16 protein-coding genes and 1 pseudogene are annotated in these 18,491 nt (G+C 60.7%); 9 read left to right on the forward strand and 8 right to left on the reverse strand.

Annotation, left to right across the window (positions count from 1 at the left end):
- Window positions 1-185 precede the first annotated feature (185 nt).
- From JC607_RS19600 to repC, 4 genes are all read left to right on the forward strand, one after another.
- Entirely contained in the window at window positions 186-1,244 is a 1,059-nt protein-coding gene (locus JC607_RS19600) for a site-specific integrase (RefSeq protein ID WP_174213300.1), read from the forward strand.
- A gap of 324 nt (window positions 1,245-1,568) precedes the next feature.
- Window positions 1,569-2,810 carry a plasmid partitioning protein RepA gene (gene repA / locus JC607_RS19605; RefSeq protein WP_370584893.1) on the forward strand — a complete coding sequence of 414 codons (1,242 nt, stop codon included), beginning with the start codon at window positions 1,569-1,571 and terminating at the stop codon, window positions 2,808-2,810.
- Window positions 2,810-3,790 (forward strand): plasmid partitioning protein RepB, encoded by a 981-nt coding sequence (repB, locus tag JC607_RS19610; protein ID WP_174213301.1) that lies wholly within the window; start codon window positions 2,810-2,812, stop codon window positions 3,788-3,790. Before repA ends, repB begins: the two co-directional genes overlap by 1 nt.
- A gap of 235 nt (window positions 3,791-4,025) precedes the next feature.
- On the forward strand, window positions 4,026-5,102 hold the full coding sequence (repC, locus tag JC607_RS19615) for a plasmid replication protein RepC (RefSeq protein ID WP_174213302.1): 1,077 nt from the start codon (window positions 4,026-4,028) through the stop codon (window positions 5,100-5,102).
- A 71-nt stretch (window positions 5,103-5,173) separates the two neighbouring features.
- Here repC and JC607_RS19620 read toward each other — a convergent pair whose 3' ends face one another.
- Genes JC607_RS19620 through JC607_RS19635 form a run of 4 tightly spaced genes read right to left on the reverse strand, consistent with a single transcriptional unit; the run spans window position 5,174 to window position 11,183 of the window.
- Window positions 5,174-8,524, reverse strand: a complete 3,351-nt coding sequence (locus JC607_RS19620) for an error-prone DNA polymerase (protein WP_174213303.1) — start codon at window positions 8,522-8,524, stop codon at window positions 5,174-5,176.
- On the reverse strand, window positions 8,521-9,990 hold the full coding sequence (locus JC607_RS19625) for a DNA polymerase Y family protein (RefSeq protein ID WP_174213304.1): 1,470 nt from the start codon (window positions 9,988-9,990) through the stop codon (window positions 8,521-8,523). The genes JC607_RS19620 and JC607_RS19625 overlap by 4 nt, the downstream gene beginning before the upstream one ends.
- Window positions 9,944-10,519, reverse strand: coding sequence for a hypothetical protein (locus tag JC607_RS19630; RefSeq protein ID WP_347233369.1), 576 nt, complete (start codon window positions 10,517-10,519; stop codon window positions 9,944-9,946). Before JC607_RS19630 ends, JC607_RS19625 begins: the two co-directional genes overlap by 47 nt.
- Entirely contained in the window at window positions 10,503-11,183 is a 681-nt protein-coding gene (locus JC607_RS19635) for an SOS response-associated peptidase (RefSeq protein ID WP_174213305.1), read from the reverse strand. Before JC607_RS19635 ends, JC607_RS19630 begins: the two co-directional genes overlap by 17 nt.
- A 97-nt stretch (window positions 11,184-11,280) precedes the next feature.
- On the opposite strand from JC607_RS19635, the gene JC607_RS19640 reads away from it, so the two are divergent.
- The 3 genes from JC607_RS19640 (at window position 11,281) to JC607_RS19650 (ending at window position 15,186) form a co-directional block, all read left to right on the forward strand.
- Entirely contained in the window at window positions 11,281-11,544 is a 264-nt protein-coding gene (locus tag JC607_RS19640; RefSeq protein ID WP_174213306.1) for a WGR domain-containing protein, read from the forward strand.
- Window positions 11,545-11,663: 119 nt separating this feature from the next.
- Complete coding sequence (locus JC607_RS19645) at window positions 11,664-12,716, forward strand: ATP-binding protein (protein WP_174213307.1); 1,053 nt, start codon at window positions 11,664-11,666, stop codon at window positions 12,714-12,716.
- The gene (locus JC607_RS19650; RefSeq protein ID WP_198838570.1) at window positions 12,643-15,186 is read left to right on the forward strand and encodes a S8 family peptidase; all 2,544 of its coding nucleotides are present in this window, start codon (window positions 12,643-12,645) and stop codon (window positions 15,184-15,186) included. Before JC607_RS19645 ends, JC607_RS19650 begins: the two co-directional genes overlap by 74 nt.
- A 26-nt stretch (window positions 15,187-15,212) precedes the next feature.
- Here JC607_RS19650 and JC607_RS19655 read toward each other — a convergent pair whose 3' ends face one another.
- A complete protein-coding gene (locus tag JC607_RS19655) occupies window positions 15,213-15,638 on the reverse strand; it encodes a helix-turn-helix domain-containing protein (protein ID WP_174213040.1) in 426 nt (141 codons plus the stop codon).
- A 381-nt stretch (window positions 15,639-16,019) separates the two neighbouring features.
- Between JC607_RS19655 and JC607_RS19660 the strand changes: the two are divergent.
- Window positions 16,020-16,199 (forward strand): annotated as a pseudogene (locus tag JC607_RS19660) (IS5/IS1182 family transposase); the annotation flags it as partial.
- A 25-nt stretch (window positions 16,200-16,224) separates the two neighbouring features.
- Here the strand turns inward: JC607_RS19660 and JC607_RS19665 are convergent.
- Window positions 16,225-16,434, reverse strand: a complete 210-nt coding sequence (locus tag JC607_RS19665; protein ID WP_174213039.1) for a hypothetical protein — start codon at window positions 16,432-16,434, stop codon at window positions 16,225-16,227.
- A gap of 58 nt (window positions 16,435-16,492) precedes the next feature.
- Here JC607_RS19665 and JC607_RS25515 point away from each other — a divergent pair, with 58 nt between their 5' ends.
- Window positions 16,493-17,185 carry a DUF3363 domain-containing protein gene (locus JC607_RS25515; RefSeq protein WP_174213038.1) on the forward strand — a complete coding sequence of 231 codons (693 nt, stop codon included), beginning with the start codon at window positions 16,493-16,495 and terminating at the stop codon, window positions 17,183-17,185.
- A gap of 99 nt (window positions 17,186-17,284) precedes the next feature.
- Here the strand turns inward: JC607_RS25515 and JC607_RS19675 are convergent, their stop codons facing one another.
- On the reverse strand, window positions 17,285-17,815 hold the full coding sequence (locus JC607_RS19675) for an AAA family ATPase (RefSeq protein WP_174213037.1): 531 nt from the start codon (window positions 17,813-17,815) through the stop codon (window positions 17,285-17,287).
- An 18-nt stretch (window positions 17,816-17,833) separates the two neighbouring features.
- On the reverse strand, window positions 17,834-18,469 hold the full coding sequence (locus JC607_RS19680; RefSeq protein WP_198838571.1) for a LysE family translocator: 636 nt from the start codon (window positions 18,467-18,469) through the stop codon (window positions 17,834-17,836).
- Window positions 18,470-18,491 lie beyond the last annotated feature (22 nt).

The raw sequence follows: 18,491 nt of genomic DNA on the forward strand, positions 1-18,491 counted from the left end.
GGCAAACCATTGAAAACAAATGGACCGAAGTCTCAATAACTCCGGCAGACCGACATTCACGCCCGTTGCCGTCCATCACGGTTCCTTTGCCCGCAGGATTTCGACGGGCTTTCGGCCTTCCTGTTGGCATGCCGGCCTGCAGATAGAGGCAGGGCCGCCGACGTTACCAGACCGGAGGTGTCCCGATGGCTGATGATGTGATCAATCAGGAGAATGTGGAACAGGCAGCCCCCACCCCTGCCCCTTCCGATCATCAGCCCCCTGCTTTGCGCGATCTGGCAGAGCGGGCGCGGACCTATGCCGACGCGGCGAGTTCGGCCAATACCCGCAAGGCCTATGCCGCCGACTGGAAGCATTTTGCCGGCTGGTGCCGGCGCGAGGGGTTGAAGGCCACGCACCCTGATCCACAGATCACTGGTCTCTACATCACCGCCTGCGCCAGCGGTACGAAATCGGTCGGCGGTCGGAAGAACGCGGTCTCGACCATCGAACGGCGACTGTCGGCACTGGTCTGGGCCTATACGCAGCGCGGGCTGAAGCTGGACCGGCGCGACCGCCATATAGCCACGGTTCTGGCTGGGATCCGCAACAGCCATGCCGCGCCGCCGCGCCAGAAAGAGGCGATCCTGCCCGAGGATCTGCTCGCGATGCTGGAAACCTGCGACCGGGGCACGCTGCGCGGGCTGCGGGATCGGGCCATGCTGCTGATCGGCTTTGCCGGGGGCTTGCGGCGGTCCGAAATCACCGGGCTTGATGTCAGTCGTGACCAAACGGCGGATGGGCGCGGCTGGGTCGAGGTTCTGTCCGGCGGGCTGCTGGTTACGCTGCGCGGCAAGACCGGCTGGCGTGAGGTCGAGATCGGCCGCGGCTCCTCACCCGCCACCTGCCCGGTCGAGGCGCTGGAGTTGTGGCTGAAACTCGCGCGGATCAGCCAAGGGCCGCTGTTCCGCCGTATCACTGGAAAGGGAAGGGAGCCCGGGCCGCTACGGCTGAACGACCGCGAGGTCGCGCGGCTGGTCAAGCGGGCCGCACAGGCGGCCGGGCTTCGCGGAGACCTGCCCGCGAAAGACCGCCCTGCCTTCTTCTCGGGCCATTCGCTGCGCGCAGGTCTTGCCTCTTCGGCCGAGGTGGACGAGCGCCACGTCCAGAAGCAGCTCGGCCATGCCAGCGCCGAGATGACCCGCAGGTATCAGCGCCGCCGCGACCTGTTCCGGATAAACTTAACGAAAGCGGCGGGTCTGTAACTGCTTCAAGATCGACTTTCAGCGAATCGACCCCTTGCAAGGAGGAACTTCGCCCCCCTCTCAACTGTTGCTGCTCGTGTGTGGATACACCCGCTCTCATCAGGTATCTCTACAAATTGACCCAGATTCGATATGATTATCAACATATTGAAGCTGCCCCAACATACAGACCTCGCTTGCGAGCTTTCATCGTCGGTGAAAAAAGGTTTGCTTGATCGCTAGTTGCATGGCATTTCTGATTCCGACGCTGGACAGGGCTCTTTTGCCCTTCACACCGTCAACAACTCACTAAGAGCCGTGAACGGCCGAACGAGCGGAGCAGAGATGAACGATCAAAGCAACACTTCGCCTGATGGCTTGAGTGTCAATGTGGACATGATCAGCCACTATTCTGACGTTCTGGCCGCGTCCCTCGACCAAGAGATGCGGCGCGCCTACATGCCGAGCGAGAGGAAGAGCCTTCGAAAGTTCACTGCCGGCGAAGTCTCTGAGTTCACTGGGATCACCGCTTCAAATCTGCGAACTCGACACAAGGATGGTTCCTTCCCCGAGGTCGAGACCGATGCGCGCGGGCATCGCCTCTATTCCGCGGAAGAGCTCGCCACCATCCGCGATATCATGTTCCGCACCGGAAAGAACGCTGAAACCTATAAGCCCGGCCGTCGCGGAGATGACGAGTTACAGGTCATTTCGGTCGTGAACTTTAAGGGCGGAAGCTCGAAGACCACGACCTGCATACACCTCGCACAGCGTTATGCGTTGCGTGGCTACCGAGTGCTTGCCATCGACATGGACGCCCAGGGCAGCCTCACTACGTTCTTCGGATACAGACCAGAACTGGACTTCGAAAAAGAGGGCGAGTTAACCATCTATGACGCCCTCGCGTATGAGGATCCTAGCGCTGGAATTCGGCGCGCAGATCTGAAGCAAGTCATCCGCAAGACCTATTTTCCGAATCTGGACATCGCACCTGCCAGCCTCATTCTTGCAGAATACGAAACCGAGACGGCAAATGCTCTTAGCCAAAATGCGATGGGCCGGGCTGCGCACTCTCTGTTCGCCGTAAGGCTCACCGAAGCGCTCATGAGTGTGCAGGACGACTACGATCTGGTCTTGATCGACTGCCCTCCCCAGCTTGGCTTTACTACATTGACAGCGCTTGCCGCATCGAATGGCCTCCTCGTAACTGTGGTTCCCGGCATGCTGGACATTGCGAGTATGAGTCAATTTCTCAAGTTGGCAGCTGAAACCATGCGCGCCATCAACGAGAGTACTGGACGTTCGCAGGAATGGGATTTCCTCAAATTCCTCATCACCCGCTACGAACCCTCTGACGGCCCGCAGACGCAAATGGCAAGCTACTTGCGTCACCTTCTCGGCGGCTTGGTCATGGTCAACCCTATGCTCAAGTCGACAGCAATCAGTGATGCTGGAATGACCCATCAAACGGTTTATGAGGTTGATCCCAAGCAACTTGTTCGAACTACACTGGAGCGAGCGCTTAACAGCGTAAACGCTGTCGCGGACGAACTGGAAGCAGTTATCCAGAAGGGTTGGGGGCGCTAATGGCACGTAAGCTTTTCGAAAACATCAAAGCTGGTGTCCCTTCGTCCACTGCTACGGACATTCAAGGGCATCCGGTTGAAGAAACCGGGCAACCCAGAATTCGTTCCGCACGCGCGCTGCGTGGGGGTTTGCTGGAGATGAGTGCAAACTCTATCCGGGATTTGGATCCTTCCGTCATCATCGAGGACGGTCCACGTGATCGCCTTGCACTTGAAGAAGATGCCATCCAGGCGCTCGCCGAGAGCATTCGACAGCATGGCCAGCAAGTTCCGATCCTTGTCCGACCATCGGCCGAACCTGATAGGTATCGAGTAGTTTACGGTCGGCGGCGCATTGCAGCGGCCCGCATGTTGGGAATCCCCGTAAAGGCTTTAGTTCGCAGCCTCGACGATGAAGCGTCAGTCGTCGCGCAAGGCCAAGAGAATAGCCTTCGAGTCAATCCTTCCTTCATTGAAAAAGCGGTGTTCGCGGGGGCTCTTCGCGATGCGGGTTACGAGAGCGGCACTATACAGGACGCGCTTGGGATCAGTCGCCAAGCACTCTCCATGTTGACTATTGTTCAACAGGCTATCCCGCTGTCTGTTATCGAAGCAATTGGCCCGGCCCACGACATCGGACGGCGTCGCTGGATGGAACTCGCCGACCTTGCTCGCGAGACCGGCATAGATCTGATCGAGAGCGCCGCGAAAGTCAGGGCACGCCTCGACAAAGAACCGTCAAGTGATCGGCGCTTCGAAATTATCCTCGCTTCGGCCAAGATCAAACCAACCGGGCAGATCACCGAAAAATCCACTCCTGTCAGCGTGAGTACCGAGGACGGTACGAAACTGGGACAGGTCAGACGCTCAGGTCACGAGGTGCTTTTGGCACTGTCCGGAAAGGACGCTCCCGAATTCTGTGCTTGGGTTGAGCAGAATGCTCCAGCCCTTATCCAGCAACTCCATTCCCAATGGCGCGCAACAAGCAAGCCAGAGGAATGATCCAAACCTTCAACAGCTTAGCAGAGGAGCAGAACGTCACCGTCAAACAATAAGAGCCCCCCAGAGTATCCCCCGGAGAGCTCTAAACTGCGTGTGGTAGCTCAGTTTTAGCAGCCCTTCCCCTTGATGGTCAAGAACTGCCGATTCGGCAGAGCGACTTTTTATGCCTTTCGACTGGGTGTCCCGTTGGAAGGCTTTGGGTACTCATGGCCAGCGGTGGCACTGAGCAACAACTATGAAACATTCTTCCCGTGACACATGCTCGGTTCAGAAGCTTTCTGACACCGACCGGCAGATAGCACCCTGGTGGTCAGTTTTCCGTAGCCTCCGAGATGCTCGGACTAGTTATGGGCTCAAGGCTGGGCACCTAACAACCCTTGCAGCTCTTCTCTCTTTTCTCCGGGAAGGCGACGGACAGATGATTGTCTTCGCCTCAAACGAGAGCATTCTAGAGCGGCTAAACGGTCTATGCGAGCGCACATTCCAAAGGCATGTCTCTCAACTCATTGAGGCAGGATTGCTTCGACGCAATGATAGTTCGAATAGGAAGCGGTTCAAGCTTCGCGGACCGACGAACAAGGCATTGGCCTTCGGCTTCGATCTGTCCCCACTCATTGAGAAAGCGCCTGAGATTTCGGCCTTTGCACTGGAAGAGAGCAAGCGAGCATCGCATGCAGCGATGTTGCGACAACAAATTCTGTCTCTTCTTGCTGCCTCTGATCATCTCAGCATTGATCCCGCGAAAGATGCTCAGCTTAGGCAAGTGCTTCGACGGAAACTCCCCATAGACATGTTGGAGCACATGCTTTCAACGCTGGAAGTTGCCGCTGATGCTCGTAGCAGATGTAATGGCACGATCACGGCAAACTCGGAAGAAGCAGACAAAATGTCGGCCAACGACCAGCAAAATGTCGGGCACATTCATAAGTCAAAAGAAGAAGATATTGAAATAGATAGGACAGAACTCAAGATCAGAGCCAAAAATCTAAGCTCAGCAGAAAATCTGCTAAGAAAGCTCAGGACCGCCTGCCCTACGGCCGGGACTTGGCTGCAGTCAGGTCTATCCACATGGAATGACGTACTAGCACAAGTACATCAGATCGCCTCATGGATCGGCATATCGAGTATTGTGTACAATCGAGCAGAAACTAGGCAAGGTCGTGAAAACACCGCTGCCACCCTACTAGCAATCCTCGAGCGAGCGGAAAAAATTCGCCAGCCAGCGGCATACTTTCACGCAATTACGCTTGGGAAGAGATCTGAGTCGTTCAATGTTGATCGAATGCTAAACCAACTGATGGTCGCAACTTGATGTCATCCGCGGATGACATGGCTGCAGTTCTTCTGTGCGGATGTCATCCGCGGATGACATCACATCCGGCTTTAATGAAAATCCCTGCTGGGGAACAACTTTCGCGCCTGCTCGCGGGGATGCCGCGCGACCGCCCTGCCCCCGGTTCGGATCGGCCGCACCGTCTCCCCTGCCCGCTCGGTCTCGGCCCCGATCTTCAACTGCTGCCCGATCGTCGCAAGGCGCGGCGAAAGATCTTCGATCTGCTCTGCAACGAGGTGAACAACGGCACCATCCCGCTCGATCCTGCCAGTCACCCGCAGCAAACGCCCCGCAATCACCGCCTTTCGGAAAGCCTCATAGACCTTCTTCCAGACCACGACATTGGCAACGCCGGTCTCATCCTCCAATGTGACGAAGACCACGCCGGATGCTGTTCCCGGTCTCTGGCGGGTGATGACGAGGCCGGTGACGGTCACCCTGCCCTTCGCCTCTGACAGCTGTTGATGCGGAAGGCTTTCCGGCAGATTTGGCCGCAACAGCTCCAGCGGATGAGCCCGCAGCGAAAGCCGAAGCGTCAGATAGTCCTCGATCACCTCTTGTCCAAGCGTCATCTGCGGAAGATGCACAGAAGGTTCCGCGCCCCCTTCCCCATCCATGCCGAACAGCGGCAGCGGCTTTGGCGCTCTCAGGGCTTTCGCTTGCCAGAGCATGTCCCTCCGGTTCTGTCCCAGACAGGCAAAGGCGTCCGCTTCCGCCAGGCGCTCCAGCGCATCGGGATGAACTCCTGCCCGCCGCCACAGGCTCTCGACATCGGGATAGCCGTTGCCGCGGGCAGCGACGATCCAGCCTGCATCCTCTTCCCGCATGCCCTTGATCTGGCGGAACCCTAGCCGCAAGGCGAGCGCATCGTCCGGGCGCCGCTCGAGGGTGCAATCCCATTCCGAATGGTTCACAGAGACCGGCCGCACCTCGACGCCGTGATCGCGGGCATCCCGGATCAGCTGCGCCGGTGCGTAGAAACCCATCGGTTGCGCGTTCAATAATGCGCAGGTGAAGATCGCCTGATGATGATGCTTCAGCCAGGCAGAAATATAGACCAGCCGTGCGAAGCTCGCGGCGTGGCTTTCCGGGAACCCATAGCTGCCAAAGCCCTCGATCTGGGCAAAGCAGCGCGCGGCAAACTCGGCGTCATAGCCGCGTGCCAGCATGCCGCTGATGAACCTGTCCCGGAATGAGCCAATGGTTCCCATGCGTTTGAAGGTCGCGAGGCTGCGGCGCAGCCGGTCCGCTTCCGCCGGCGAGAAGCCCGCCGCGACCACCGCGATCTGCATCGCCTGCTCCTGAAACAGCGGAACGCCGTAGGTCCGTCCAAGCACTTCCATCATCGCGGGGCCCAGATCCTCTACCTTCTCCTTCCCCTGTCGGCGATTGATGAACGGATGCACCATGCCACCCTGGATCGGGCCTGGCCTGACGATGGCGACCTCGCAGACCAGGTCGTAGAATTTGCGCGGCTGCATCCGAGGCAGGAAGTTGAGCTGCGCCCGGCTTTCCACCTGGAAGACCCCGATGGCGTCAGCGCGGCAGAGCATCTCATAGACCTGACCATCCTCGGCTGGGACATTCGCCAGCGTCAGCTTCCTGCCCCGCTGATCCTCGATCAGCCCGAAGGCCTTCTGGATTGCTGTCAACATCCCGAGCGCAAGGATATCGACCTTCAGAAGGCCGAGCGCGTCGATATCGTCCTTGTCCCATTCAATGACGGTGCGATCCTCCATGGCCGCATTCTCGATCGGGCACAGCTCGTCCAGACGGCCATGGGTGATGACGAAGCCGCCGACATGCTGCGACAGGTGCCGGGGAAAGCCGATGATGTCGCCAATCAGCTGCATCGCCAGGGCGACGCGGGAGTTGTCCGCGTTCAACCCGGCATCCCGCAGCCGGTCCTCTCCCGGCGCCGAAGAGGATGATCCCCAGATCTGACCCGAGAGCCGGGCGATCACATCCTGGCTCAGCCCAATGACCTTGCCGACCTCACGGATCGCAGCCCGCGACCGGAAATGGATCACGACAGCGGTCAGGCCAGCGCGCTCGCGGGTATAGCGTTCGTAGATCCACTGGATCACCTCTTCCCGCCGCTCGTGCTCGAAGTCGACGTCGATGTCGGGTGGCTCGCCGCGGTCCTTCGAGATGAAGCGCTCGAAGATCAGGGTGATGCTCTCCGGCGGAACCTCGGTGATGCCGAGAAGATAGCAGACCACCGAATTGGCGGCTGAGCCGCGCCCCTGGCAAAGGATCCCACGCGATCTGGCGAAGACCACGATGTCATGGACTGTCAGGAAGTAGGGCGCATATTCCACCTCGGCGATCAGCCGCAGTTCCTTCCCGACCCGCGTCACGATCTTTGGCGGCGCACCGTCGGGATACCGGCGCTGCAGCCCCTCTCGGACCAGACGCTCCAGCCTTGCCTGTGCCGGTTCGCCATCCTGTGCTTCATCCGGATATTGGTAGCGCAGCTGGTCGAGCCGGAAGGCGCAGCGGTCGGCGATCTCGACCGAGCGGCGGATTGCCGCCGGGTATCGATGGAACATCCGGGCCATCTCGGCACCGGCCTTCAGGCGGCGTTCGCCATTGGCCAGCCGTCGCTCGCCGATGGTATCGATGGTGCAACCCTCGCGCAGGCAGGTCAGCACATCCGCCAGCGGGCGGCGTGCCGAGCGGTGCATCATGACTTCTCCCACAGCGACCTTGGGCAGGCCGGTGGCCTGAGAGAGGATGGCGATCCGGTCTATCCGCTCCTGATCCTGTCCGTCATAGAAGGGCGCCGCACCGAGATAGCATTGCCCGGCGAACCTGCGGGAAACCCGTCGAAGGCTGATCTCGATCCGATGCAGCTCGGGGGAAACGGCATCCAGCACATCGGGTGGCAGTGCGATCAGGATCATGCCCAAGCCCCAGTCCTGCAGATCCGCCTCCTGCAGATGGCACTCGCCCTTGGGGGCACGGCGCTTGCCGAGGGACAGGAGCCGGGTCAGCCGCGACCAGGCCGCGATATCGGTGGGCAGGGCCAGCCATTCGACCGGGCTGTCGGTGAATACGAGACGGGCGCCAGGGATCAGGCGGGGCAGGCGGCTCTCCGGCTGGATCCCCGCAGCTGTCTGGTTCTGGCCGGTTAACAGCTGCTGCCGGCTGGAGGGATCGGTAACCCGCTGTGACCGGATCGCCGGACCTTCGTCACCGGCATGTTCGGCTTCCCGCAGCCGCGTCAGTTCCTTCAGGGCCGAGAAGGCCCGAACTACACCCGCCACCGAATTCCGGTCGGTGATCGCGATGGCCGTCAGCCCGAGTTCGGCCGCCCGCGTCACCAGTTCTTCGGGATGCGACGCGCCCGTGAGGAAGGTGAAGTTGGTGGTGACGCAGAGTTCGGCATAGGCGGTCACAGGAATGTCCCCTGCACGGCCCAGGCCGGGGCCATGGGGGTATGAAAGAGCCAGAGCCGCGGCCCTTCCTTCGTCTCGATCCGCCAATAGTCCCGAACGCCGCTGCGCCAGGCGGGATCATCGAACCACCATTCCGGGGTGATCCGTTCTGGCCCGGCAGCGCGCAGGGTGGTGAAGCTCATCCGTCGCCAGCGAAACCGCGCCGGGGGATGCCCCGAGGCTGCTGTGACCGGCTCTGGCGGAAAGATCATGGCCGGTCGGCGGGGACGCTTGCGGAAGGGCAGAGGGGTCGCCTCGCTATAGGCGGCGGGCACCGTCAGGAAGCTCCGTTCCGGGATGCGGCTCTCGGCGGGCAGAAACCGCAGGACGTGGTCGAAGCCCAGGCGATTGCCGAGGCGGGAGATCAGGTCGTTGAGCTCGTCCTCCTGCCTGACCTTTGCCTCTCCGATCTGTTGTGGAGCCAAAGGCTCCGTCACCACGGCTTCGATCCGAAGCGCGTCGATCCCATAGCCGGAATCGACCTCTTCGACACCCTTGCGGAACAGTGCAGAGATACGGACGGGATCCCTCATCGCCCGGGCGAGCCCGACTTCGACCGTGACAGTTGCCTTGTCGACCCGACGCAGTTCCAGCCGCACGCGCCGCGCACCCATATGGGCTGAGGCCAGCTTGCCGCAGAGGCGCTCGAGCAGACGGTCGAGCCCCGCCATCACATCACCCGTCAGCCCGATCGGTTCGGGCAATGTCATGCGTACCCCGAACTGCGGCGCCTCGGGCAGGGCACTGACAGGCTCAGGCATGGTGCCGAGCATCTGGTCCAGCGTCGTGACCAGCCCCGGCCCGAACCGGCGCGCGAGCGGAGCCCGCGGCAGGGGGATCAGATCGGCAATGCGAGAAAGTCCCATGCGCGACAGCCCCTCGGAAATCTCCGGCGAGATGCGCAGCGCCGAGACCGGCAGACGGCCGAGCCGCTCCGCCAGCAATCCATCCGGCACGATCCCGCCGCCATGGCGGGCCAGCGCGTGCGCACCGCCGCGGCTGCCGGCAATCGCGCTTTGCGCGTTCAGACCCGCCCGGATCAGCCGGGCCTGGAGATCGCCGCGCAGATCCTCCTCGCCGCCGAAGAGATGCGCGACCCCGGTGATGTCCGCGATCAACCCGTCGTCACCATCTGTTGCGACCTGAGGCGCATAGCGCACCGCCCAACGGCGCAGAGCCACCAGCGCTGCCGTCTCACGCACCGGATCCGCGAGGCGCGTCGCCAGATCGGGCACAAGGGCGCGGGCATCTGCCAGGGGCATGCCGCGATGCAGACCCTGAGCTCGCGCAGCAGCATTGAGACAGTGCAACTGATCGACATTGCCCGCGCGATGCGTCAGGGCAAAGGGCCCCTCGACGGGGCGTGTCCGCAGGCTGACGTCACTGGCCAGCCTCGGAAACCATATGGCAAGCAGTCGTCGCGCCATCCCACTGCACGGTCCAGAGTCCAAGAGTTCCTGATTTGTTCTTATTAAGACTCCACTGATGACGAGTCGAGTCCGCGGGTCCGCCTGCCGGATCACATTTCCAGCGGGTCTCGGCCGCGTTGCAGCCCTGACCCTCCCGGATCAGCAACAGGCCGGTGGTTTGCCCGGCTTCGGCGGCCAGTTGCAGCCGCCGTCCTGCGGTCAGACTGAGCGGCTTCGTGGGCTCGCCGATGACGAGGCCGGAGGGCCGTGCGCGCAAGGCCTCCTCGACCGCCCAGAGAAGGTCGGTTTCCGAGCGCGTCTCGATCAGATGCAGGCGTTCCCCGATGCCAGCAGGTAACCCCCGTGCCATGGGGCGCAGGGGCTCGTGCTGTGGCAGGATCCAGAAGAGCGGGCCGGGGTGCCGGGAGGCCTGGAAGAGAGCGAAACTGCTTCTGCCCGAGCCTCCCGCTTCATGGACGCGGGCAGGGACCAGGCTGAAGGAATCGGTCGTGGCCGTCGAGCATGGCCGGTCACGCAGGATCTTCACGTGCGCCCTCCAGAACGATGTCCAGGGCACCGTCGGGCAAGGGGCGCTGCAGCCGCAGAGCCTGCTCCGTCGGAGCCGTCAACCAGGTCCGCCACTCCTCCGGCCGCGTCAGGATCACCGGCATTGCTTTCTCATGAACCGGTCGCACCTCGCGATTGGGAGTACAGGTGAGGAAGCCGAACAATTCGGTCGTCAATTCGCCTTCTTTCAGCTTGCGCACCGAGGTCCATTCGGTGCGGATGCCGGCAAAGAAGGCCAGCGGTCGATCTGGCCCGAGGGCAAACCAGACCGGATGGTTGCGCGGCGCGCCGGCTCTTCCGTCGAGCTCGGAAAAGCTGGTGAAGGGGACGAGGCAGCGGTGTTCGACGCCGAGCCAGCGCCGCCAATGCGGCGAGGCGACATTGCGGATATTGGTCACCCCGGGGTCCGAGCGCTTGCCTTCGAGATACGCAGGCGGGGTTGGCATGCCCCATCTTGCTTTGGTCAGCTGCCATCCTCGCCCCGGGGCAGGGCGAAAGATCGGTGCCGGATAGTCGGGCCAGATGCCCGGCATCGTTGGGAGGTTCCCGGTGTCGTCGATCAGCTCTTCATCGACTTCCATGACTTCCTGGAACACCTGACGCATCGCGTCCTGGCTCTTGGTCTGGGAATATAAATTGCACATCTGGCTCTCCCGAGTCGGGGAAATCGGAACAAGAGGGAACATTGACAGAACAAACGCGGTTTGAGAAGATTCCTCCTGTGAGTTCGGAGGCCTTGGAATGTTCGATGTCCCTGTACAATGCGAGGCCTTCCCACGAGAGATCCAGCTGAAGAGGATCGACCTTTCCTGCAACATGAGACGGTTCTACCGGATGACCGTCGAGCGTGATCTGTTCGGCGGCTCCAGTCTGATCCGGGAATGGGGCAGGATCGGCTGCCGGGGCCAGTTGCTGATCGAACGGCACGGCGATGAGGGACAAGCGATCAATGCCCTGCTCAAACTCGCACGAACGAAACGCAACCGGGGCTATGGGGGCGAGTAGCGTCGCCCCGGTCTGCCGAAGGCGGCCATATATGGACCTCGAGTGATTTGTGGGCAAGACACTCCCTCAAATTCCGGTTAGGATTCAGCGAAGCAGTGAGACCTCTGATTGATTGAACCATGGCGCGAAGTGACCTCCTGATAGCCCTTGTGCGCGCCGGCGCTGCCGGTGATCGGGAAATGCTGCGCTCTACGACCGAGGCGCTCGTGGCAGAAGAGCGAGCGCAGAACCATCATATCGTCGCTGACCGTCTTGAAAAGGCGATGGCGAGTGTTCCCGTCGCTCCGCCGCCACTGACATCCGCCGCGATCCTGTCAGGAGCAGGCAAGGAAGCCATTCTGGAGGTCGATCCGCGTGCCCGGATGGAGCAGTTGCTGCTGCCGCTGCCCGTCCAGGAAAACGGCAGGCAATTGGTCCAGGAACACGTCCGGGCAGATGTGCTGCGAGCCCATGGCTATGAGCCGCGACATCGTGTGCTGCTCTCGGGACCTCCCGGCAACGGAAAGACCTCTTTTGCCGAATCCATCGCCGAGGCTCTTGGCCTGCCTTTTTTTGTAGTCCGGTATGACGCTCTGATCGGCAGCTATCTAGGCGAAACCAATACGCGACTTCGTAAACTCTTTGACTATGTTCGCACTCGTCCGAGCGTCCTCTTCTTCGATGAGTTCGATGCGATCGGTAAAGAGCGTGGTGACACACACGAAACGGGCGAGATCAAGCGGGTTGTGTCTTTCCTGTTGATGCAGCTCGACCAGCTACCGAGCTATGTCATCGTCGTGGCGGCGACAAACCACGGAGAGCTGTTGGATAAAGCTGTCTGGCGGCGCTTCCAGTTGCGCCTCGACTTTCCAGCCCCCGATACCGCCAGAGTTGAAGAATTTCTTGACCGGGTGATCTCTCATTGGCCAGATAGGCCACGCCTTGCGATCCGCACCATTGCGGGAAAACTCGGGGCAGTGAGCTATGCTGAGGCGCTGGATTTTTGCCAGAGCGTGCGCCGCAGGCAGATATTGGGACTGGGAGAGGTTTCCGTCGACGCGGCACTGAAGATCGAACTCGATCTCTGGGCCTCCCGAGTGAGGCCGGAGGCATTACTGAATGGTCAGCGACCCGGGAAAACCACTGCTGCGGCTCCAACCCGGAAAGCCAAGTCCGCGCCTGAAGAAGGATAGCCCCGGCTTTCCTCCGCCACCGCCCAAGTACCAGCGGGGCTCTCAGGGTCAGAAACTTGGTCCCACGTTTCAGCGCCTTGCAGATGTGCTCGCGCGAGACCCCGCCGGTCTTGAACTCAGGCAGGATCCGTCGGCGCTTGCACCCGAACGATTGCTTGTCTTTGAGGTTCGGGGAAGTATCCAGAATTTTGCAAATGCGATCAAGAAGGTGCCAGGCCTTGAACTGATTGACGAAGAGGAACTACTACCCTCCGAAGATGACAAGCAGCCAGTGGCCTATCTTCTCGTGCCAGATGCTACTGCCTTGTCCCAGATCCTCCGGCTTTGGACGAATTGGCTACGCTCCGGCACTCTTGGGACCGGCTTTGCTCCATGGCGGGATGTCTTCGATTGTTTGCGGGATCTTCGCCCGTGGGGTCCCTCGGACAGGGTGCAGGGGTCGGACCGTGATATTCTCGCCGAGCAGGTCGCAGGTCGCGGCGGCGACGACATGATTGCTTTGGAAATCGAGCTGGTGTTCCGCGCCGCGGAGAGGGCAGGGGCCTCAAATGAAGCAGAGCTGACCGAGGCAATTCGGGCGCATGACGGGCGTATCGTCAGCCGCGCAAGGCTGACGGACATAGCGTATCATGCGGTTCTGGCCCGCCTGCCGGTTCGTGCGATCCTGGCAATCATTGAGCGCGCCCAGTCCAGTATCGCTGGTCTGGATTCGGTGATGCATATCCGTCCGCAAAGTGTGGCGACCGCCGTCGAAGTCGAAGACATGCTGCCGCTCCAGGCAGCGGCGGCAGATGGTGACCTCTCTAGGGATGCCATCCTTGCGCTTCTGGATGGTGTTCCTGTGGCGGCACATCCTCTGCTGCGTCGCCATCTGATCGTCGAGGACCATTTCGGACTGGAGCCGGCCGCCTTGGTAAGCCAGCGTGTCCATGGCACCGCGATGGCTTCTCTTATCATACATGGGGACCGGAACCGGACCGAGGCGCCGTTGCCTCGACAGATTCATTGCATTCCTGTCCTTGGAAGCTCGGACGAGTTTCCGCAGGACAGGTTGATTGTGGATGTCATCTATCAGGCGATCGTGCAGATGCGTGATGGCTCTGATCCAACTGCGCGCCATGTCATCATCGTCAATTTGTCCCTCGGTAACCGGCACCGTCAGTTTCAGGGGCAAATGTCTCCATGGGCCCGACTCCTTGACCGCCTGGCTCACAGATACGGGATCCTCTTCCTGGTCAGCGCCGGGAATATCGTCGGAGATTTCGAGGTGCCGGCCTTCTCAACCAGCCTGGCTTTCGAGGGGGCGACACCAGACGCCAGATCTGCGGCGCTGATCCAGGCCATCGCCGGCATTCAGGCAGACAGAAGGCTTCTTGCGCCAGGCGAAACCGTGAACGGATTGACGGTGGGAGCCAAGAATTCAGACTGGGTCTCGTCAAACGACCGCGCAGCTGCGCGCGCCAATGTCGACCCTTTCCCGATCCTGGATACGTCAAATCCATCCAGCGCTCTTGGCCCGGGTTTTGCCGGGGCGGTAAAGCCCGACTTGCTTATGCCGGGCGCACGCGAGCACCTTCGCGTCGTCGTAAGCGGCGCTGGTGGTTCCATACGGGTCTCCCCTGGCCGCCCTGGCCGGGGTGCGGGCTTGAGAGTTGCTGCTCCACCATCCGGTCAAGGACTCGAAGGGTCCGAGAGCTATACCAATGGGACCAGTGCTGCGACATCCATTGCATCACGCACGGCGCACAGGATTCACGACGCGCTCGAGGCCGCCTACGGAGACCGTTTCCTTCAACTGCCCCCAAGAAACCGCGCTGCGCTTCTCAAGGCTCTCCTTGTGCATCCCGCGCGCTGGCCGGATGCAACGGCAGCCTTCGTACGCCGGCTTCTCGGCCCACAGGGAAGCGGCCAGGCCTCCAAGCAAAAGGACAATATTCGGCGCTTTGTCGGATACGGTCCGGTTGACGCAGATGAAGCAGTGGCCTGTGCGGGAGATAGGGCAACCTTCTGGGCGACAGGAGAAGTCGGGCCCGAGCAAAGGGTGCCGATCTCGATACCTATACCGGCAGCATACGGCGGCAAACCGAGGCCGCACTCATTCTCAGCCACGCTGGCGTGGTTTACGCCCGTCGCTGCGGCGCGCCGGTCTTACCGGTCTGTCAGGATGAAGATACTGGACCCGGATGGGATTGCGCAGCTCAGCGTAAAAGCGCACCCGGATCAGCCAGATTTCAACCAGACCAACCGCGGCACTGTGTACACTCGCTCCTGGCGCGGCGAAAAAGCGGCGATTGTAACGGCAGATATGACCATCCCGCTTTGGATACAGCGCGAACCGGATCAGGGAGAGCGGTTGGATGAACCTGTTACCTTCGGTCTGGCCGTAACCATCGCAATGCCCGGGGTCACAGAGATCTACGAGCAGGTGAGGGACCGCTTGCGCGACGAACAGCGTGCTCAGGCAAGATAGAAGCTACACGCGCTTCTGATGCAGCGCTAAGGCCGGGCAACGGCTTCCAGAAGGTGGAGGAATGTCAGCCGCGTTTTCAAAGCCAGTGCGAAATAGGCCTCTCTCAGCCGACTTCTTTCTCCGCACATGTGTTGATCAGAAACGAAGCTGCGGTTTAAAGGATCGCAGCGGGTATCGGGCGAAGCCAAAGTGAGCTTGAGCAGCTTCGAAGGCTCCTGGCTGAAAAGCTTCGAAATTTGAACAAATTTTGAAACACTCAGGCTGTTAACCCCGGCTTCATATTTCTGCATTTGTTGGTAGCTGACACCGACTTCGTCTCCCAGATCTGCAAGCGATATCCCTTGTGCACGACGAAGATCGCGGATTTGCTCGCCCAATATGATGTCGATGTCTCTGTGCATGCCCTCGCTCATCTGGTTGATCGGGTAGATGCTGCGAAAACGGTTTGCCATTTCGCTCCCCTGATCTGTGATCGGGGAGTTGAGAAGTCTTCAAGACAGAAAGACCGCTTACACCTTTGGGCCGCGAGGCCTTGGACATGCGCGTAAGCCTCCCCGACCGAAGAGGTCGAGGAGTGCGGGTAACGGCTGCACTACAGAGAGCCGCTGTCTTGAAGGGGTTCTCACGCCCCGAGCCGCACGTGAGGTGCGACCCGAGCGATACAATACCAATCACCGCGCAGTGTTCAAGGGAGCCGGTTGGTCAGAGAACTGCCGCCAACGCGCAATCACATAGGGTGAGCCGACCTTGATCGGTCGTTCTCCTTATTGAAATGTACCGTTTTGCCACCATCGTTTTCCGACCTGGTTGGCCTTCGAGTTGGCGGATAGGGTTGCCCCGCCGCCGCTGCTCGCAACGATATCCTCCGCCCGATCCTACGCTTGGGTCGAGCCGCCTGTAGACGCTGGACAGGATGTCATGCCGAAAGTCGGGTCGAAGCGAAGATGAGGTCCTTGAAAGCGTTCGGTGAACGGATCGCATCACGAGATCCGGACCGTCTGGCGGCCGCTATTCGCGGCGCAACCTCTCCGGGGCAGTTCAGGACATCGAGCACAGTGCAGGGGTGCCGAGCAGCGCCACACCCATCAAGACCGGGTTCAATGCGGAGCTGACCAATCCGGTGCTTGGTTCATCGCTCCAGGCCAGAAACTTGGCGGCCCGACTGGCACCGAGGGGGTTATGCACCGAGATCGAGGTGACGACCAGAATGCTACGTGTCGGCTTAACATAGAGCATTTCCGTTACCATCACGTCGCCGTTTGCCCGAGGGTTGAGCAGATACAGCGAGACGGAGTTCGCCGTCCCGATGACGCCGGGATGGCTCGCCAGGAACAGCGTGTGTGAGGGCTATGTCGATGCCCATGTCCGCCGACTGGAGGCGCTGCGCCGGGCCGGGATCGTCGAACGGATCGACGCAGACCAATGGCGCATCCCCGATGATCTGGTCAACCGCGCCGCCGCCTACGATGCCGGCCGCGACCGGCAGGCCAGCGTTCGCGTCCTGTCCCCGGTTGATCTAGGCAAGCAGATCGGATCGGACGGCGCGACCTGGCTGGACCGGCGGCTGATCCATGGCGAGACGGCCGACCTTGCCCCGACCGGCTTCGGCCAGCAGGTGCGCGAAGCGATGGACCAGCGCCGCGAGCATCATATCGAACAGGGCGACGCCACCCGAGCGCGGAACGGCCGCATCTTCTATCGGCGCAGCCTTCTCGCCACTCTGCGCGAGCGCGAGGTTGCCCGCGTCGGCGCAGAGATGGCCGAGAGCAAGGGGCTGCCGTTCCGCGCCGCCACGGACGGCGAGAACGTCAGCGGCAAGTTCACAGGCACCGTGCAGCTATCAAGTGGCAAGTTTGCCGTGGTCGAGAAATCCCATGAATTTACTTTAGTCCCGTGGCGGCCGGTCATCGACCGCCAGCTCGGCCGCGAGGTCATGGGCGTCGTGCAGGGCGGTTCAGTGTCGTGGCAGTTGGGCCGGCAGAGGGGGATTTCGCTGTAACGAAAGACCACTTCGGGGAGACAGAGAAGTGACAGCTCATCCTTCTCATTATAGCTGTCAAAATATAGTTTCAGGAAACTGGCGCATGACAACGTCAGGTCATAAGGTTCGTAGATTATCGATAACAAAGTCGGCACGCTGCTCGACCCCCACCAGCGGGAGCTTGACTATCTGATAGCCAAGCCTGCTGTAAGTCTCTGCCATAACCTTGGCGGTCGCCTCGGCCTCTTGCCTGCCCTGTTTGCGCTCAGTGTCCTGCGTGAAGATGGCGTCCCAATACGGGGCGAGGAAAACCCGCTTATTGTAAGGGTAGGTTTTGGCCGCCGCTTCGAAATGAGCAGGCACAGGTAGCCCGCAGAGTGTGAGATAACCAACAACATCCGGTATTCCACGATCCATAAGGACAGGCTCATCACTTTGAAGAGCGTCCTGATAGGAACGCAACTCCCAGCCCAACATGAGTTCGGCGAAGAGTGCGCGATCCGCCCAAGGCAAAGCTTTACCGCCGATCTTGATCTGGTCTCGAATGATCGCCCTGCCGGCCTCGGGCATGGTGCGTAAGCCACGCTGTGCCATGGCATCGATCAGACTGCTTTTGCCGGAACCGGGACCACCAGTCACGACGATCATGTGTTCAGCATTTGTCATCTATGCCACGAAGATCGGATAGAGTGAGACAACCAGCAGCGTTGCCATGGTGAGATTGAAGGCGCGCAGCTTCATAGGCTCCGTAAGAAGCCGGCGGAGGCCGACACCGAACGCCGCCCAGATGCCGACGCAGGGCGCGTTGATCACTGCCATCAGCAGCGCAGCTGCGGCCACGGACGACAGCGAGGGGGAACCCGGAAGATAAGTGGCGACGGCACCGAGCGCCATGACCCATGCCTTGGGGTTGAACCATTGGAACGCAGCAGCGCCAATGAAGCCCAAGGGTCTGGCAGCCGATCTTTCTGCATCCTCCGGTGCTGCGGCCCCGGCGATCTTCCATGCCAGATACAGAAGATAGGCGCCGCCTACCCACCGCAGGACGATGTTGAGCATGGGATACGCCTCGAAAATCACTCCAAGGCCCATCCCGATGATGACGACCATCGCGGCGAAACCAATGCTGATGCCCGCAATATGTGGCAATGTCCGCCGAATGCCGAAATTAACACCGGATGCGAGCACCATCATGTTGTTCGGTCCGGGCGTGACCGATGTTACGGCTGTGTAGAGACACAGCGCCAGAAATGCTTGCAAGCCGAACAAGTTGGGCGCGGTTAATTGTGAAACATCTGTCATGACTTGACGCGATCCGCGACGT

Source organism: Paracoccus sp. IB05, from assembly GCF_016405985.1.
Taxonomy (GTDB): domain Bacteria; phylum Pseudomonadota; class Alphaproteobacteria; order Rhodobacterales; family Rhodobacteraceae; genus Pseudogemmobacter.

Excerpts from the sequence above, each read along its gene's own strand:
- JC607_RS19600 (WP_174213300.1), top strand. The coding sequence starts at position 186 with ATGGCTGATGATGTGATCAATCAGGAGAATGTGGAACAGGCAGCCCCC.
- repA (WP_370584893.1), top strand. The coding sequence starts at position 1,569 with ATGAACGATCAAAGCAACACTTCGCCTGATGGCTTGAGTGTCAATGTG.
- repB (WP_174213301.1), top strand. The coding sequence starts at position 2,810 with ATGGCACGTAAGCTTTTCGAAAACATCAAAGCTGGTGTCCCTTCGTCC.
- repC (WP_174213302.1), top strand. The coding sequence starts at position 4,026 with ATGAAACATTCTTCCCGTGACACATGCTCGGTTCAGAAGCTTTCTGAC.
- JC607_RS19625 (WP_174213304.1), bottom strand. The coding sequence starts at position 9,990 with ATGGCGCGACGACTGCTTGCCATATGGTTTCCGAGGCTGGCCAGTGAC.
- JC607_RS19635 (WP_174213305.1), bottom strand. The coding sequence starts at position 11,183 with ATGTGCAATTTATATTCCCAGACCAAGAGCCAGGACGCGATGCGTCAG.
- JC607_RS19640 (WP_174213306.1), top strand. The coding sequence starts at position 11,281 with ATGTTCGATGTCCCTGTACAATGCGAGGCCTTCCCACGAGAGATCCAG.
- JC607_RS19645 (WP_174213307.1), top strand. The coding sequence starts at position 11,664 with ATGGCGCGAAGTGACCTCCTGATAGCCCTTGTGCGCGCCGGCGCTGCC.
- JC607_RS19650 (WP_198838570.1), top strand. The coding sequence starts at position 12,643 with ATGGTCAGCGACCCGGGAAAACCACTGCTGCGGCTCCAACCCGGAAAG.
- JC607_RS19655 (WP_174213040.1), bottom strand. The coding sequence starts at position 15,638 with ATGGCAAACCGTTTTCGCAGCATCTACCCGATCAACCAGATGAGCGAG.
- JC607_RS19665 (WP_174213039.1), bottom strand. The coding sequence starts at position 16,434 with ATGGTAACGGAAATGCTCTATGTTAAGCCGACACGTAGCATTCTGGTC.
- JC607_RS25515 (WP_174213038.1), top strand. The coding sequence starts at position 16,493 with ATGACGCCGGGATGGCTCGCCAGGAACAGCGTGTGTGAGGGCTATGTC.
- JC607_RS19675 (WP_174213037.1), bottom strand. The coding sequence starts at position 17,815 with ATGATCGTCGTGACTGGTGGTCCCGGTTCCGGCAAAAGCAGTCTGATC.
- JC607_RS19680 (WP_198838571.1), bottom strand. The coding sequence starts at position 18,469 with ATGACAGATGTTTCACAATTAACCGCGCCCAACTTGTTCGGCTTGCAA.